The organism is Psychroserpens sp. (genome assembly GCF_034670085.1).
Taxonomy (GTDB): Bacteria; Bacteroidota; Bacteroidia; order Flavobacteriales; family Flavobacteriaceae; genus Psychroserpens.
The window spans coordinates 87,806-102,052 of the sequence record NZ_JAXMOD010000003.1 but is presented as its reverse complement, the minus strand read 5'-3'; the positions used below and the strand labels follow the sequence as shown (position 1 = coordinate 102,052).

Annotated in this window: 25 protein-coding genes; 24 read left to right on the top strand and 1 reads right to left on the bottom strand. The window is 34.8% G+C overall.

Annotated features, from left to right (window positions below; translation table 11 throughout):
* Nucleotides 1-58: 58 nt before the first annotated feature.
* Nucleotides 59-1,747, bottom strand: a complete 1,689-nt coding sequence (locus VOI25_RS06545; protein WP_323788253.1) for a POTRA domain-containing protein — start codon at nucleotides 1,745-1,747, stop codon at nucleotides 59-61.
* 172 nt (nucleotides 1,748-1,919) lie between these two features.
* On the opposite strand from VOI25_RS06545, the gene rpsL reads away from it, so the two are divergent.
* The 24 genes from rpsL to rplO all read left to right on the top strand — a co-directional run bounded on the left by rpsL (nucleotide 1,920) and on the right by rplO (nucleotide 14,241).
* Nucleotides 1,920-2,294 carry a 30S ribosomal protein S12 gene (rpsL, locus tag VOI25_RS06540; protein WP_008269190.1) on the top strand — a complete coding sequence of 125 codons (375 nt, stop codon included), beginning with the start codon at nucleotides 1,920-1,922 and terminating at the stop codon, nucleotides 2,292-2,294.
* A gap of 22 nt (nucleotides 2,295-2,316) precedes the next feature.
* Complete coding sequence (gene rpsG / locus VOI25_RS06535; protein WP_249994898.1) at nucleotides 2,317-2,793, top strand: 30S ribosomal protein S7; 477 nt, start codon at nucleotides 2,317-2,319, stop codon at nucleotides 2,791-2,793.
* A 6-nt stretch (nucleotides 2,794-2,799) separates the two neighbouring features.
* Nucleotides 2,800-4,926 carry an elongation factor G gene (gene fusA, locus VOI25_RS06530; protein ID WP_323788252.1) on the top strand — a complete coding sequence of 709 codons (2,127 nt, stop codon included), beginning with the start codon at nucleotides 2,800-2,802 and terminating at the stop codon, nucleotides 4,924-4,926.
* Between the two features lie 12 nt (nucleotides 4,927-4,938).
* Nucleotides 4,939-5,244: a 30S ribosomal protein S10 gene (rpsJ, locus tag VOI25_RS06525; RefSeq protein ID WP_007650482.1), complete on the top strand. Its 306-nt coding sequence runs from the start codon at nucleotides 4,939-4,941 to the stop codon at nucleotides 5,242-5,244.
* 143 nt (nucleotides 5,245-5,387) lie between these two features.
* Nucleotides 5,388-6,005 (top strand): 50S ribosomal protein L3, encoded by a 618-nt coding sequence (gene rplC, locus VOI25_RS06520; RefSeq protein ID WP_323788251.1) that lies wholly within the window; start codon nucleotides 5,388-5,390, stop codon nucleotides 6,003-6,005.
* On the top strand, nucleotides 6,005-6,634 hold the full coding sequence (gene rplD / locus VOI25_RS06515; RefSeq protein WP_323788250.1) for a 50S ribosomal protein L4: 630 nt from the start codon (nucleotides 6,005-6,007) through the stop codon (nucleotides 6,632-6,634). Before rplC ends, rplD begins: the two co-directional genes overlap by 1 nt.
* Nucleotides 6,635-6,640: 6 nt before the next feature.
* Nucleotides 6,641-6,931, top strand: coding sequence for a 50S ribosomal protein L23 (gene rplW / locus VOI25_RS06510; protein ID WP_040248520.1), 291 nt, complete (start codon nucleotides 6,641-6,643; stop codon nucleotides 6,929-6,931).
* Nucleotides 6,932-6,941: 10 nt separating this feature from the next.
* Entirely contained in the window at nucleotides 6,942-7,769 is an 828-nt protein-coding gene (gene rplB, locus VOI25_RS06505; RefSeq protein ID WP_323788249.1) for a 50S ribosomal protein L2, read from the top strand.
* A gap of 10 nt (nucleotides 7,770-7,779) precedes the next feature.
* Nucleotides 7,780-8,058 carry a 30S ribosomal protein S19 gene (rpsS, locus tag VOI25_RS06500; protein ID WP_040248524.1) on the top strand — a complete coding sequence of 93 codons (279 nt, stop codon included), beginning with the start codon at nucleotides 7,780-7,782 and terminating at the stop codon, nucleotides 8,056-8,058.
* A 6-nt stretch (nucleotides 8,059-8,064) separates the two neighbouring features.
* The gene (gene rplV, locus VOI25_RS06495; protein ID WP_323788248.1) at nucleotides 8,065-8,472 is read left to right on the top strand and encodes a 50S ribosomal protein L22; all 408 of its coding nucleotides are present in this window, start codon (nucleotides 8,065-8,067) and stop codon (nucleotides 8,470-8,472) included.
* Between the two features lie 8 nt (nucleotides 8,473-8,480).
* Nucleotides 8,481-9,203 (top strand): 30S ribosomal protein S3, encoded by a 723-nt coding sequence (gene rpsC, locus VOI25_RS06490; protein ID WP_323788247.1) that lies wholly within the window; start codon nucleotides 8,481-8,483, stop codon nucleotides 9,201-9,203.
* A gap of 19 nt (nucleotides 9,204-9,222) precedes the next feature.
* Nucleotides 9,223-9,642 carry a 50S ribosomal protein L16 gene (gene rplP / locus VOI25_RS06485; RefSeq protein WP_323788246.1) on the top strand — a complete coding sequence of 140 codons (420 nt, stop codon included), beginning with the start codon at nucleotides 9,223-9,225 and terminating at the stop codon, nucleotides 9,640-9,642.
* A gap of 11 nt (nucleotides 9,643-9,653) precedes the next feature.
* Nucleotides 9,654-9,845, top strand: a complete 192-nt coding sequence (gene rpmC / locus VOI25_RS06480; protein ID WP_323788245.1) for a 50S ribosomal protein L29 — start codon at nucleotides 9,654-9,656, stop codon at nucleotides 9,843-9,845.
* An 18-nt stretch (nucleotides 9,846-9,863) separates the two neighbouring features.
* Entirely contained in the window at nucleotides 9,864-10,121 is a 258-nt protein-coding gene (gene rpsQ / locus VOI25_RS06475; RefSeq protein ID WP_013869035.1) for a 30S ribosomal protein S17, read from the top strand.
* A gap of 2 nt (nucleotides 10,122-10,123) precedes the next feature.
* Nucleotides 10,124-10,492, top strand: coding sequence for a 50S ribosomal protein L14 (gene rplN, locus VOI25_RS06470; protein ID WP_040248536.1), 369 nt, complete (start codon nucleotides 10,124-10,126; stop codon nucleotides 10,490-10,492).
* An 11-nt stretch (nucleotides 10,493-10,503) separates the two neighbouring features.
* On the top strand, nucleotides 10,504-10,815 hold the full coding sequence (gene rplX, locus VOI25_RS06465; protein ID WP_323788244.1) for a 50S ribosomal protein L24: 312 nt from the start codon (nucleotides 10,504-10,506) through the stop codon (nucleotides 10,813-10,815).
* A gap of 2 nt (nucleotides 10,816-10,817) precedes the next feature.
* Nucleotides 10,818-11,369, top strand: a complete 552-nt coding sequence (rplE, locus tag VOI25_RS06460; RefSeq protein WP_323788243.1) for a 50S ribosomal protein L5 — start codon at nucleotides 10,818-10,820, stop codon at nucleotides 11,367-11,369.
* Between the two features lie 3 nt (nucleotides 11,370-11,372).
* On the top strand, nucleotides 11,373-11,642 hold the full coding sequence (gene rpsN, locus VOI25_RS06455; RefSeq protein WP_323788242.1) for a 30S ribosomal protein S14: 270 nt from the start codon (nucleotides 11,373-11,375) through the stop codon (nucleotides 11,640-11,642).
* 86 nt (nucleotides 11,643-11,728) lie between these two features.
* The gene (rpsH, locus tag VOI25_RS06450; protein ID WP_323788241.1) at nucleotides 11,729-12,127 is read left to right on the top strand and encodes a 30S ribosomal protein S8; all 399 of its coding nucleotides are present in this window, start codon (nucleotides 11,729-11,731) and stop codon (nucleotides 12,125-12,127) included.
* 17 nt (nucleotides 12,128-12,144) lie between these two features.
* Entirely contained in the window at nucleotides 12,145-12,687 is a 543-nt protein-coding gene (gene rplF, locus VOI25_RS06445; RefSeq protein WP_323788240.1) for a 50S ribosomal protein L6, read from the top strand.
* Nucleotides 12,688-12,697: 10 nt separating this feature from the next.
* Nucleotides 12,698-13,054, top strand: coding sequence for a 50S ribosomal protein L18 (rplR, locus tag VOI25_RS06440; protein WP_323788239.1), 357 nt, complete (start codon nucleotides 12,698-12,700; stop codon nucleotides 13,052-13,054).
* A 6-nt stretch (nucleotides 13,055-13,060) separates the two neighbouring features.
* Nucleotides 13,061-13,585 carry a 30S ribosomal protein S5 gene (gene rpsE / locus VOI25_RS06435; RefSeq protein WP_323788238.1) on the top strand — a complete coding sequence of 175 codons (525 nt, stop codon included), beginning with the start codon at nucleotides 13,061-13,063 and terminating at the stop codon, nucleotides 13,583-13,585.
* Nucleotides 13,586-13,596: 11 nt separating this feature from the next.
* Complete coding sequence (gene rpmD / locus VOI25_RS06430) at nucleotides 13,597-13,779, top strand: 50S ribosomal protein L30 (protein ID WP_323788237.1); 183 nt, start codon at nucleotides 13,597-13,599, stop codon at nucleotides 13,777-13,779.
* Nucleotides 13,780-13,788: 9 nt separating this feature from the next.
* Nucleotides 13,789-14,241 (top strand): 50S ribosomal protein L15, encoded by a 453-nt coding sequence (rplO, locus tag VOI25_RS06425; RefSeq protein ID WP_120202435.1) that lies wholly within the window; start codon nucleotides 13,789-13,791, stop codon nucleotides 14,239-14,241.
* Nucleotides 14,242-14,247: the final 6 nt, after the last annotated feature.

Sequence of the window (14,247 nt, the reverse complement as noted above, 5' to 3'; positions counted from 1 at the left end):
CATAAAGTTTTCAATAATTATAGTTAAAAACTATATTGTAAATGAGAGGAAGTAGAGGTTAAAAAATAGCTGTTAAACTCAAATGGACTTTAGAATCGGACAATTTGAAGCGCTGATTTTCTGTTTTTCCGCTTGTATAGTTAAACCGAAAAAGACCAGCTTTACTAAGCAACCCGAATCCGAATCCAAATCCAAATAGTTTTCCTTTTTGGTCACTTATTTTATTTTCAAAATAGGCAGCATCAATTACAGAATGGACATAAATATCACGATTTAACCGATAACGATATTCAGTATTAATTACACCAAATAGGTTGCCAATTAAGCTGTTTTCTTCAAAACCACGAATGGAGTTAATGCCACCAAATCTAGGAAGTTCGTTTTCAAGAAATGAATCAGAATCAATGAGTTGGCCACTACCTCTTATATAAAAACTATTCTGATCGTTGAGGTTGAAGATTTTAAAAGTGTTCAATGCAAATTTTGTTTGATCTTCATTTATATCATCAAATGTTCTATTTCCAAAGCCTGCGGTAACATCAAATAAGAAATTAACTGGGAATAGAAAATCATAATTTTGACGTTTGGTGTACACATAATTTGTAAAATAATAACTCGAATTAAAGTCATTTATGGTTGGCACTTCAGTCTCTAATAAATTTGAAGAATTTACACCACTCAAACCAATGCCAATTTGATGGTTAGAGTTAATTTGGTAATTAAGTTTCGCAGATTGCCTCGCGGTAACAAAGGTAGAATCTTTCCTAAAAATATTTAGATTGACTTCTACACCTAATGGCGAACTAAATAGATAGGGCATTGTGATATTGCCATCAAAGGTTTGTTGATCATTTTCATCGCTTTTGTAAAGCAATTGTAATGTTTCTCCATAATTAAGATTGTTTGTTAAACTTAAATTTAAATAACCATCAAATTCTATTTTATTAGTGTCTTCATTGGTTCCAAAACCTAAAAATCCATCAAAAGTATTACTCTTAGTCTTTTCAATATACATATAGAGTATCGTAGAATCTTTTGTAAAAAGAACCTCAGGATCTTTTATCTGGCTGGCAAAACGTAAGTCACTTAGTTCAGATGTTTTTTCTTTTATGCGTGCTAGGTTAAAGCGTTGACCGATTTTTATTTTCATATAGCGCTGTACGAAGGCCTTCGGAAACTTCTCATAACCCTTAATAATTATTTTATCTATTGAGCGTTCAATAGGTTTGGATAATTCGAGACTTGCCGAAAGGTTAGTGTCGTTTTCTTGCACTATATCTTTAAGTTGAAGGGTTGAAAATGGGTTTCCTCGATTGGCGATTTCCGAATTGATAAATTCTAAAGTTTGTTCCAATTTTGAAATGGATACAGTGAACGAATTATCTTCAGATTTTAAACCACTCAATTTTAAAATGTCTTTATCAACTAAACCATTGTGATATATGGTAATAGATTTAAATCGGTTTTTTAAATTGAACTTAGCCTGAAACAAAGAATCATTTTGTCTCTTGAGTTCAATTAATTTACTATTAATATAGCCAATAGTTAAAAATCGTTTGGCTAATGAATCTATTTCCTTATTAAGTGAGTTGAAGTCTTTGAAGTAATTTTCATAACCTATTGAATCTATAACTTTGCTTTCAATTTCATTTCCTCCAATAACTTTAAGTTCTAAATTTTGCGAGTAAAGTTGAGCAAAAAACAGAAAGAAAAGTAAGGGTTTATAAATGCTAAATTGTTTAGACATGTACTAGATTATTTTTCAAAACTAACGCAAAATACCTAGTAAAAATATGCAAGTGATAAAATAATTTAGAAAACTTTTAAAAATTAATGGCTTTGCGTTTGAAAAACTGATATTTATTTCTACCTTTGCAGCCCTCAAAGTAGAGGGTTAAATAATAATTATATAGAAATATATGCCAACAATTTCACAATTAGTACGAAAAGGAAGAGCCAAAATAACCAAGAAGAGTAAATCGGCTGCTTTAGATTCGTGTCCACAAAGACGTGGTGTGTGTACTCGTGTTTACACGACGACTCCTAAAAAACCAAACTCAGCAATGCGTAAGGTAGCAAGGGTTCGTTTAACAAACGGAAACGAGGTTAATGCATACATCGGTGGAGAAGGACACAACTTACAAGAGCACTCGATAGTATTGGTTAGAGGTGGAAGGGTAAAAGATTTGCCAGGAGTTAGATATCACATCGTTCGTGGTGCCTTAGACACAGCAGGTGTCGCAGGTAGAACACAACGTAGATCTAAGTATGGTGCAAAACGCCCTAAGAAGTAATTTAAAACTTTAAGAAGAAGACATGAGAAAAAGAGCAGCAAAAAAGAGACCGCTTTTACCGGATCCACGTTTTAACGACCAGTTAGTAACTCGTTTCGTTAACATGATGATGTGGGATGGAAAGAAGTCTGTAGCTTTTAAAGTATTCTATGATGCGATTGATATCGTAGAATCAAAGAAAACTGACGAAGAAAAAACAGCTTTAGAAACTTGGAAAGACGCTTTATCAAACGTAATGCCTCACGTAGAAGTACGTAGTCGTCGTGTTGGTGGTGCTACATTCCAAATTCCAATGCAAATTCGTCCAGATCGTAAAGTATCAACAGCTATGAAATGGTTGATATCTTACTCAAGAAAAAGAAATGAAAAATCAATGCCACAAAAATTAGCTGCTGAAATTTTAGCTGCAGCTAAGGAAGAAGGAGCAGCTGTTAAGAAAAGAGTTGATACTCATAAAATGGCTGAAGCAAATAAGGCATTCTCTCACTTTAGATTTTAATAAGAAATGGCAAGAGATTTAAAATACACAAGAAATATAGGTATTGCTGCGCATATTGATGCAGGAAAAACTACTACGACAGAACGTATTCTTTATTATACAGGTGTTTCTCACAAAATTGGTGAAGTGCATGATGGTGCTGCAACAATGGACTGGATGGAGCAGGAGCAGGAAAGAGGTATTACAATTACTTCGGCTGCTACAACTTGTACTTGGGATTTCCCAATTGAAAATGGTGAAAAAACTCCAGATACTAAAGGTTATCACTTTAATATAATTGATACTCCTGGTCACGTTGATTTTACGGTTGAAGTAAACCGTTCATTACGTGTGCTTGATGGTTTAGTATTCTTGTTTAGTGCAGTTGATGGTGTTGAGCCTCAATCTGAAACTAACTGGAGACTTGCTGATAACTATAAAGTACCTAGAATTGGTTTCGTTAATAAAATGGACCGTCAAGGATCAAACTTTTTAGGAGTTTGCCAACAAGTAAAAGATATGTTGAAATCTAACGCAGTGCCAATTGTTTTGAACATTGGTGATGAAATAGATTTTAAAGGAATTATAGATTTAGTTAAGAATAGAGCTATTGTTTGGCATGATGAAACTCAAGGGGCAACTTTTGATGTTATTGAAATCCCAGAAGAGCTTAAAGCTGAAGCTAAAAAATATAGAGCACTACTTATTGAAGAAGTTGCTAGCTACGATGAAAACTTACTAGAGAAGTTTATGGAAGATGAAGATTCAATTACAGAAGATGAAGTGCATGCTGCACTTAGAGCTGCTGTAATGGATATGGCTATCATTCCTATGATTTGTGGTTCTGCTTTTAAAAATAAAGGTGTTCAATTTTTATTAGATGCTGTTTGTCGTTACTTGCCTTCTCCTACAGATAAGGAAGGTATCGTTGGAATGAATCCAGATACTGAAAAAGAAGAATTGCGTAAGCCAAGTGTAGATGAACCTTTTGCTGCTCTAGCATTTAAGATTGCGACTGATCCTTTCGTGGGACGTTTAGCATTCTTTAGAGCATATTCTGGTCGTTTAGATGCAGGTTCTTATGTATTGAACAATCGTTCAGGTAAAAAAGAACGTATTTCTCGTATCTATCAAATGCATGCTAATAAGCAAAATGCAATTGATTTTATTGAAGCTGGAGATATTGGAGCTGCTGTTGGATTTAAATCTATCAAAACAGGAGATACACTTTCAGATGAAAAACATCCTATTGTTTTAGAATCTATGGACTTCCCTGATCCAGTAATTGGTATTGCGGTTGAGCCTAAAACTAAAGCAGATGTTGATAAATTAGGAATGGGATTAGCTAAATTAGCTGAAGAAGATCCAACTTTTACTGTGCGTTCAGACGAAGCTTCAGGACAGACTATTATTTCTGGAATGGGTGAGTTGCACTTAGATGTAATTGTTGATCGTTTAAGAAGAGAATTTAAAGTTGAGGTTAATCAAGGTCAACCTCAAGTTGAATATAAAGAAGCTATTACTGCTTCTGCCGATCATAGAGAGGTTTATAAAAAACAATCTGGTGGTCGTGGTAAATTTGCCGATATCGTATTTACGGTTGAACCAGCTGAGGAAGGTGTAACTGGACTTCAGTTTGAATCTATAATTAAAGGTGGTAACGTTCCTAAAGAATTTATCCCTTCTATTGAAAAAGGATTCAAAATGGCAATGGTGAATGGTCCTTTAGCAGGATATGAAATTGACGCTATGAAAGTGACATTGAAAGATGGATCTTATCATGATGTGGATTCTGATCAACTATCATTCGAGTTAGCAGCTAAGCTTGGTTTTAAAAACTGTGCTAAAGCAGCTAAAGCGGTAATCATGGAACCAATTATGAAACTTGAAGTTATTACTCCAGAAGAAAATATGGGTGATATCGTAGGTGATTTAAACCGTCGTCGTGGTCAAGTAAGTGATATGGGTGATAGAGCTGGTGCAAAAACTGTAAAAGCTACTGTGCCATTATCTGAAATGTTCGGTTATGTTACAACATTAAGAACATTATCTTCAGGTCGTGCTACATCAACAATGGAATTTTCACATTATGCTGAAACTCCTTCTAATATTTCAGAAGAAGTAATCAAGGCAGCTAAAGGCGTAGAAGCTTAAAACTAAAAGAAAATGAGTCAGAAAATTAGAATAAAATTAAAGTCTTACGATCACAATTTAGTTGATAAGTCTGCTGATAAGATTGTAAAAACAGTAAAAAGTACTGGTGCTGTTGTAACTGGGCCAATTCCATTACCAACACACAAAAAGATTTTCACTGTATTACGTTCACCGCACGTAAACAAGAAGTCTAGAGAACAATTTCAATTAAGCTCTTATAAGCGTTTATTAGATATTTACTCTTCATCTTCTAAAACAATTGATGCGTTAATGAAACTTGAATTACCAAGTGGAGTTGAAGTAGAGATTAAAGTGTAAGTGAATCTTATCGCTTAAATAGATTAAAGCGAAACATGTCCGGAGCTGCGTGCAAAGGAAAAACGGTAAAAATACAATTCAAGGTCGAATGTATTTTCGGCCTTGAATTTTAATAAATAGTAATAATAAATAAATTAATAATTATGTCTGGGTTAATAGGAAAAAAGATCGGTATGACCAGCATTTTCGATGAAAACGGGAAGAATATTCCTTGTACAGTAATCGAAGCTGGACCATGTATCGTTACCCAAGTCAGAACCGAAGAGGTCGACGGGTACAGTGCCCTTCAACTTGGTTTCGATGACAAGACAGAGAAAAGTGCTACTAAAGCTGAAATTGGTCACGCCAAAAAAGCTGGTACTTCTGTTAAGAGAAAAGTCGCGGAATTTCAAGGATTTGAAGGAGATTACAAATTAGGAGATGCTATAACAGTAGAACACTTTATTGAAGGTGAATATGTTGATGTAGCTGGTACTTCTAAAGGTAAAGGATTCCAAGGTGTTGTAAAGCGTCATGGATTTGGTGGAGTTGGTCAAGCAACGCATGGTCAACACAACCGTTTAAGAGCTCCAGGTTCTATTGGTGCTGCATCATATCCTGCGAGAGTATTCAAGGGAATGAAAATGGCAGGACGAATGGGTGGCGAAAGAGTTAATGTTGAAAATTTAAGAGTCTACAAAGTGGTTCCTGAAAAGAACTTATTAGTGGTGAAAGGATGTGTTCCAGGACACAAAAACTCTTATGTAATTATTCAGAAGTAATGAAAGTAGCAGTTGTAGATATAAACGGAAAAGACACAGGTAGAAAAGCAGAGCTTTCTTCAGATGTGTTCGCTATAGAGCCCAATAATCATGCAGTTTACTTAGACGTTAAGCAATATTTAGCTAACCAACGTCAAGGGACACATAAGTCTAAAGAGAGAGCTGAGATTTCGGGAAGTACACGTAAGATTAAGAAACAAAAAGGTACTGGTACTGCAAGAGCAGGTAGTATTAAGTCTGGTGTATTTAGAGGTGGAGGACGTATGTTCGGACCTAGACCAAGAAACTATAGTATCAAATTGAACAAAAACCTTAAGCGTCTAGCTCGTAAATCGGCTTTGACGATGAAGGCTAATGCTAAAGATATCGTTGTTTTGGAAGACTTCAATTTTGATGCTCCAAAAACGAAAAACTTTACAGCAGTATTGAAAGCACTAGATATTCAAGACAAAAAATCATTGTTTGTGTTGGGTGCTTCAAATAATAATGTATATTTGTCATCACGAAATTTTAAAGGGTCTGATGTTGTAATGAACTCAGAATTAAGTACTTATAAAATTTTAAACGCAAATAAATTAATTCTTCTAGAGAGTTCTTTAGAAGGAATTGAATCGAATTTAAGTAAATAGAAAGTCATGAGTATCTTAATTAAACCTATAATCACCGAAAAAGCAACCATGCAAAGTGAGTTGTTAAATGCATATGCATTTGAAGTGAACACTAAGGCGAACAAGGTAGAAATCAAAAAGGCTGTGGAAGCAACCTATGGCGTTTCTGTTGAAAAAGTTCGTACTATAAATGTCCGTCCAGATAGAAGAACCCGTTTTACAAAAACAGGTATTCAACATGGTAAAACAAATGCTGTTAAAAAGGCAATTGTACAACTGGCGGAAGGTGAAGTAATTGATTTATACACTAACATGTAATTAGACAATAATGTCAGTAAGAAAATTAAAACCAATCACATCAGCTCAGCGATTTAGAGTAGTAAATGGATTCGATGCCATAACTACTGATAAGCCGGAAAAGAGTTTACTCGTTCCGAATAAAAGATCTGGTGGTAGAAACAATCGAGGAAAAATGACCATGCGCCAAATTGGTGGAGGTCATAAAAGAAAGTATCGTATTATCGATTTTAAGCGTGATAAAGCAGGTGTTCCTGGTGAAGTTGCTTCAATTCAATACGATCCAAACAGAACAGCTTTTATAGCATTATTGAATTATCAAGATGGTGAAAAGCGTTACATCATTGCTCAAAACGGATTACAAGTAGGGCAAAATGTAGTTTCTGGTAAAGAAGGAATTGCGCCAGAAATTGGTAATGCAATGCCATTAAGTGAAATACCTTTAGGTACAATTATATCTTGTATAGAATTACGTCCTGGTCAAGGGGCTGTAATGGCTAGAAGTGCTGGAGCATTTGCTCAACTTATGGCAAGAGATGGTAAATTTGCTACGGTAAAATTACCTTCAGGAGAAACAAGATTAGTACTTACAGATTGTATGGCAACTATAGGTGTTGTTTCTAACTCTGATCATCAATTAACTGTTTCCGGTAAAGCAGGACGCACAAGATGGTTAGGTAGAAGACCAAGAGTAAGACCAGTGGTAATGAATCCAGTTGATCACCCAATGGGTGGTGGTGAAGGTAAATCTTCAGGAGGACACCCAAGATCTAGAAATGGTATTCCAGCTAAAGGTTATAGAACACGTTCTAAAACTAAAGCGAGTAATAAATATATTGTAGAACGTAGAAAGAAATAATTGAGATAATATGGCACGTTCATTAAAAAAAGGACCTTACATCCATTATAAATTGAGTAAAAAAGTTGAAGAGAATGTAGCTTCAAACAAAAAGACGGTAATCAAAACGTGGTCTAGAGCCTCAATGATTTCTCCTGATTTTGTTGGACAAACAATCGCTGTTCACAATGGTCGTCAATTTGTACCAGTTTATGTAACTGAAAACATGGTAGGTCATAAGTTAGGAGAATTTTCACCAACACGATCTTTTAGAGGTCACGCAGGTGCAAAAAATAAAGGAAAAAAATAGTAAGCTATGGGAAGTCGTAAAAAACAAATGGCAGACGCTATTAAGGAAGACAGAAAGAAAATTGCATTCGCAAAGTTGAATAACTGTCCTACCTCACCAAGAAAAATGCGCTTAGTTGCCGACTTGGTAAGAGGAAAAGAAGCTGAAAAAGCACTTCAAATCTTAAGATTTAGTTCTAAAGAAGCATCACGTCGTTTAGAAAAATTAGTATTGTCGGCAATTGCTAACTGGCAAGCTAAAAATGAAGATGCAAGTATTGAAGATGCAGATTTATTTGTACAAGAGATTAGAGTTGACGGAGGATCTATGTTAAAAAGATTACGTCCAGCACCTCAAGGTCGTGCACACAGAATAAGAAAAAGATCTAATCACGTTACAGTTGTGATTGGAGCAAAAAATAACACACAAGCTTAAATAGAGATATGGGACAAAAGACAAATCCAATCGGAAATCGTTTAGGAATTATCAGAGGATGGGAATCTAACTGGTATGGAGGAAATGACTATGGCGACAAATTAGCTGAAGACGATAAGATTAGAAAATACGTTCACGCTCGTTTATCAAAAGCAAGTGTGTCACGAGTAATTATTGAGCGTACGCTTAAACTTGTAACCGTTACTATCACTACTGCTAGACCTGGTATTATTATCGGTAAAGGTGGCCAAGAGGTAGACAAGTTAAAAGAAGAACTTAAAAAAATTACTGGTAAAGAGGTTCAGTTAAACATCTTTGAAATTAAAAGACCTGAACTCGATGCGTTTTTAGTAGGATCAAGTGTTGCACGTCAAATTGAGAATCGTATCTCTTACAGACGAGCAATCAAAATGGCAATTGCTGCTGCTATGCGTATGAATGCTGAAGGAATTAAAATCCAAATCAGTGGTCGTTTAAATGGTGCTGAAATGGCACGTAGTGAACACTACAAAGAAGGACGAATTCCTTTATCAACGTTTAGAGCCGATATTGACTATGCTTTAGTTGAAGCACATACTACTTATGGTAGATTAGGTGTTAAAGTATGGATCATGAAAGGTGAAGTATATGGTAAAAGAGAACTTTCTCCATTAGTTGGCTTGTCTAAGAAACAAGGTGGTAAGTCTGGAGGACGCGGAAGAGATAATAATAAATCTCGTCGCAGAAAGTAATTTTTAAAGACAAAGAACAATGTTACAACCTAAAAGAACAAAATTTCGTAAAGTCCAAAAAGGACGTATGAAAGGAAATACCGGAAGAGGACATCAGCTTTCTTATGGTATGTTTGGTATAAAATCTATGGACTCTAACTTTTTAACGTCACGTCAAATCGAGGCAGCTCGTATTGCGGCAACACGTTACATGAAAAGAGAAGGTCAATTATGGATTAAAATATTTCCAGACAAACCAATTACTAAAAAGCCTTTAGAGGTTCGTATGGGTAAAGGAAAAGGTGCTGTTGAATACTGGGTAGCTGTAGTGAAACCAGGAAGAATCCTTTTTGAAGTTGGTGGTGTACCAATTGAAGTTGCTAAAGAAGCATTGCGTCTTGCAGCTCAAAAACTACCAGTAAAAACTAAGTTTTTAATAGCTCGAGATTACGAAGCTTAATATAAAAAATTATGAAGCAATCAGAAATTACACAGCTATCTGTAACTGAGTTACAAGAAAAATTTAGCGAGACAAAAAAGAGTTATGCAGACCTAAAAATGGCTCATGCAATCTCTCCATTAGAGAATCCAATTCAGTTACGAAACGTTAGACGTTCAGTAGCAAGAATTGCAACAGAATTAACTAAAAGAGAAATACAATAATTGTATTCTGGCTGAAAGATGGAAAAAAGAAACTTAAGAAAAGAACGTATAGGAGTAGTTACTAGTAACAAAATGATGAAATCAATCGTTGTTGCTGAAGTAAAAAAAGTAAAGCATCCTATGTATGGAAAATTCGTTTTGAAAACAAAGAAATATGTTGCTCACGACGAAACAAATGACTGTAACATTGGTGATACGGTAAAGATCATGGAAACACGACCTTTAAGTAAATCTAAATGTTGGAGATTAGTAGAAATAATTGAAAGAGCTAAATAATTATGGTACAACAAGAATCTAGATTAAAAGTAGCTGATAACACAGGAGCAAAAGAAGTATTAACAATACGTGTTCTTGGTGGTACAAAAAGAAGATATGCTTCTATAGGAGATAAAATCGTAGTATCTGTTAAAGATGCAACGCCTAATGGAAACATTAAAAAAGGAGCAGTTTCAACAGCAGTTGTGGTTCGTACTAAAAAAGAAGTGAGACGTCCAGATGGATCTTACATTCGTTTTGATGATAATGCTTGTGTGCTTTTAAATCCGACAGGTGAAATGAGAGGAACACGTGTATTTGGACCAGTAGCTAGAGAACTTCGTGACAAACAGTTCATGAAAATTGTATCATTAGCACCAGAAGTGCTTTAATGACTAAAAAAATGACAAAGCTTAAAATTAAATCAGGAGATACCGTTCAAGTAATAGCTGGAGACCATAAAGGTACAGAAGGTAAAGTGCTTAAAGTATTAAAAGATAAGAACAAAGCCATCGTAGAAGGTGTAAACATGGTTAAGAAACATACGAAACCAAGTGCACAAAACCCTCAAGGTGGAATAGTAGAGAAAGAAGCACCAATGCATTTATCTAATTTGTCGTTGTTAACTTCTAAAGGAGAAACAACACGAGTTGGTTATAAAATGGAAGGTGACAATAAAGTTAGATTTTCTAAAAAATCAAATGAAGTAATATAGTTATGGCTTATATTCCAAGATTAAAACAAGAGTACAAGGACAAAGTAGTTTCTGCTCTTACAGAAGAATTCGGATATAAAAATGTAATGCAAGTTCCTAAACTTTCTAAGATAGTGATATCTAAAGGTGTTGGAGCAGCAGTTGCAGACAAGAAATTAATTGATCATGCCGTTGATGAATTAACAAAGATTTCTGGTCAGAAAGCTGTAGCAACATTATCTAAAAAAGATGTTGCATCATTCAAATTACGTAAGGGAATGCCAATTGGTACTCGTGTAACGTTAAGAGGTGAGCAAATGTATGAGTTTTTAGATCGTTTAGTAACTTCAGCTTTACCTCGAGTAAGAGATTTTAGCGGAATCAAAGCTACCGGTTTTGATGGACGTGGAAATTATAACTTAGGTATTGTTGAACAAATTATCTTTCCAGAAATAGATATTGATAAAATCAATAAAATATCTGGTATGGATATTACATTTGTAACAACAGCTGATACAGATAAAGAAGCAAAATCGTTATTAACTGAATTGGGATTACCTTTTCAAAAGAACTAAGATATGGCTAAAGAATCAATGAAAGCCCGTGAGGTTAAAAGAGCAAAAACAGTAGCTAAATATGCTGAGAAACGTAAGGCTTTAAAAGAAGCTGGAGATTACGAAGCATTACAAAAGTTACCTAAAAATGCTTCTCCAGTTCGTATGCACAATAGATGTAAACTTACAGGAAGACCTAAAGGGTATATGAGAACTTTTGGTCTTTCACGTGTAACTTTCCGTGAAATGGCAAACCAAGGTTTGATTCCAGGTGTTAAAAAAGCATCTTGGTAAACTCTATCGCTTAGCGATAAACAAAGAATTATAAATTGGTCTCAGGTTCGAGAAATTTCGAAAACCGTTACCGCAAATTAATATAAATGAATACAGATCCAATTGCTGATTTTTTAACAAGAATCAGAAATGCAGTGAAAGCAAATCACAGAGTGGTTGAAATTCCTGCATCTAACTTAAAGAAAGAAATGACTAAAATATTATTCGATCAAGGATATATTTTAAGTTATAAGTTTGACGATTCTAGCGTACAAGGAACAATCAAGATTGCTTTGAAGTACAACAAAGAAACTAAAGAATCGGTTATCAAAAAGATTCAAAGAATAAGCACACCAGGTTTACGTAAGTATGCTGGCGCTAATGAAATGCCAAGAATCCTTAATGGATTAGGTATTGCTATTGTATCTACATCTAAAGGTGTAATTACTGGAAAGCAAGCGCATAGAGATAACGTAGGTGGTGAGTTATTGTGTTACGTTTACTAATTTAAAGCAGAAAGAACATGTCAAGAATAGGAAATAATCCAGTAGCAATTCCAGAAGGAGTTACAGTTGATGTTAAAGATAGCGTAGTTACTGTAAAAGGTAAATTAGGAGAATTAACACAAAACTATGATACTGTAGAGATTAAAGTTGAAGACGGAAACGTACTTGTAACAAGATCATCAGATAGTAAAGAACAAAAAGCTAAACACGGTTTATACAGATCTTTAATGAACAACATGATCGATGGTGTTTCAAAAGGATGGACGAAAGAATTAGAACTTGTTGGTGTAGGTTATAGAGCTTCAAATCAAGGTCAGAAATTAGATTTGGCTTTAGGTTTTTCTCATAATATCATTTTAGATATTGCACCAGAGGTTAAAATTGAAACCATTTCAGAAAAAAGTAAAAACCCAATAGTTAAATTAACATCTCACGATAAACAATTAGTTGGTCAAGTAGCTGCAAAAATTCGTAGCTTCAGAAAACCTGAACCTTACAAAGGAAAAGGGATTAAGTTTGTTGGTGAAGAATTAAGAAGAAAAGCAGGTAAATCAGCTTAAAATATTAGTTATGGCATTAACAAAGAACGAAAAAAGACTAAGAATTAAAAGCAGAATCCGTAAGGTTGTTTCTGGTACAGAAGCAAGACCTAGATTAGCTGTTTTTAGAAGCAATAAAGAAATCTATGCTCAAGTTGTAGATGATGTAACAGGTAAAACCTTAGCTGCAGCATCTTCAAGAGATAAAGATGTCGCTTCTGCAAAAGGAACGAAATCAGAAAAAGCTGCCTTAGTAGGTAAAGCTGTTGCTGAGAGATCAATAAAAGCTGGTATCAATACTATTTCTTTTGATAGAGGTGGTTACCAATATCACGGAAGAGTAAAATCATTAGCTGAAGGCGCAAGAGAAGGCGGACTTAAATTCTAAGACACTATGTATCAAAAATATAAAAACGCAGAATTAGTAAAACCAAGTGGAATTGATCTTAAAGATCGTTTAGTTGGTGTACAAAGAGTTACTAAAGTAACAAAAGGTGGTAGAGCTTTTGGTTTTTCAGCGATCGTAGTGGTTGGTGATGAAGCTGGAGTTGTAGGTCACGGATTAGGAAAATCTAAAGATGTAGCTACTGCAATTGCTAAAGCAGTTGAAGATGCTAAGAAAAATTTAGTTAGAATTCCAATCCTAAAAGGAACCTTACCTCACGAACAAAAAGGTAAATTTGGTGGAGCTAGAGTGAATATTATTCCTGCTGCTCCTGGTACAGGTGTAATTGCTGGTGGAGCTGTGAGAACAGTATTAGAAGCCGTTGGTGTTCACGATGTATTATCTAAATCTCAAGGATCTTCTAACCCTCATAATGTGGTAAAAGCAACTTTTGATGCCTTATTACAATTAAGAGATGCAAATACAATTGCAAAGGATAGAGGAATTTCTCTTGAAAAAGTATTTAACGGTTAATCAATAGGACGATGGGAAAGATTAAAGTAACAAAGGTAAAAAGTGCAATCAATCGTACTCAAAACCAAAAAAGAATATTAGAAGCTCTTGGACTTAAAAAAATTGGTCAAACAATAGAGCATGATGCTTCACCAAGTGTTCTTGGTATGGTAAATAAAGTTTCACATTTAGTTTCTGTTGAAGAAACAAAATAATAATATAGAATGGACTTAAGTAATTTAAAACCAGCAGAAGGTTCTGTAAAGAATCAAGGTAAAAGAATAGGTCGAGGACAAGGTTCTGGAAAAGGTGGTACTGCAACTCGTGGTCACAAAGGAGCTAAATCTCGTTCTGGTTATTCTAAGAAATTAGGTTTTGAAGGTGGACAAATGCCACTTCAAAGACGTGTACCAAAATTTGGATTTACAAATATTAATCGTGTAGAATATCAAGGTGTCAACTTAGATAAATTACAAGAGTTAGTAGACAATAAGAAAATAAAAGATGCAGTTGATTTTCAAACTCTAGTCGATCTAGGTTTGGCGGGAAAGAATGAATTAGTAAAAATTCTTGGTCGTGGTGAATTAAAATCAAAATTAACAGTAACTGCTCATAAATTTACTGCTTCAGCAAAAGCTGCAATTGAAGCTGCAGGAGGAGAAGCTGTAACTTTATAAGACAAC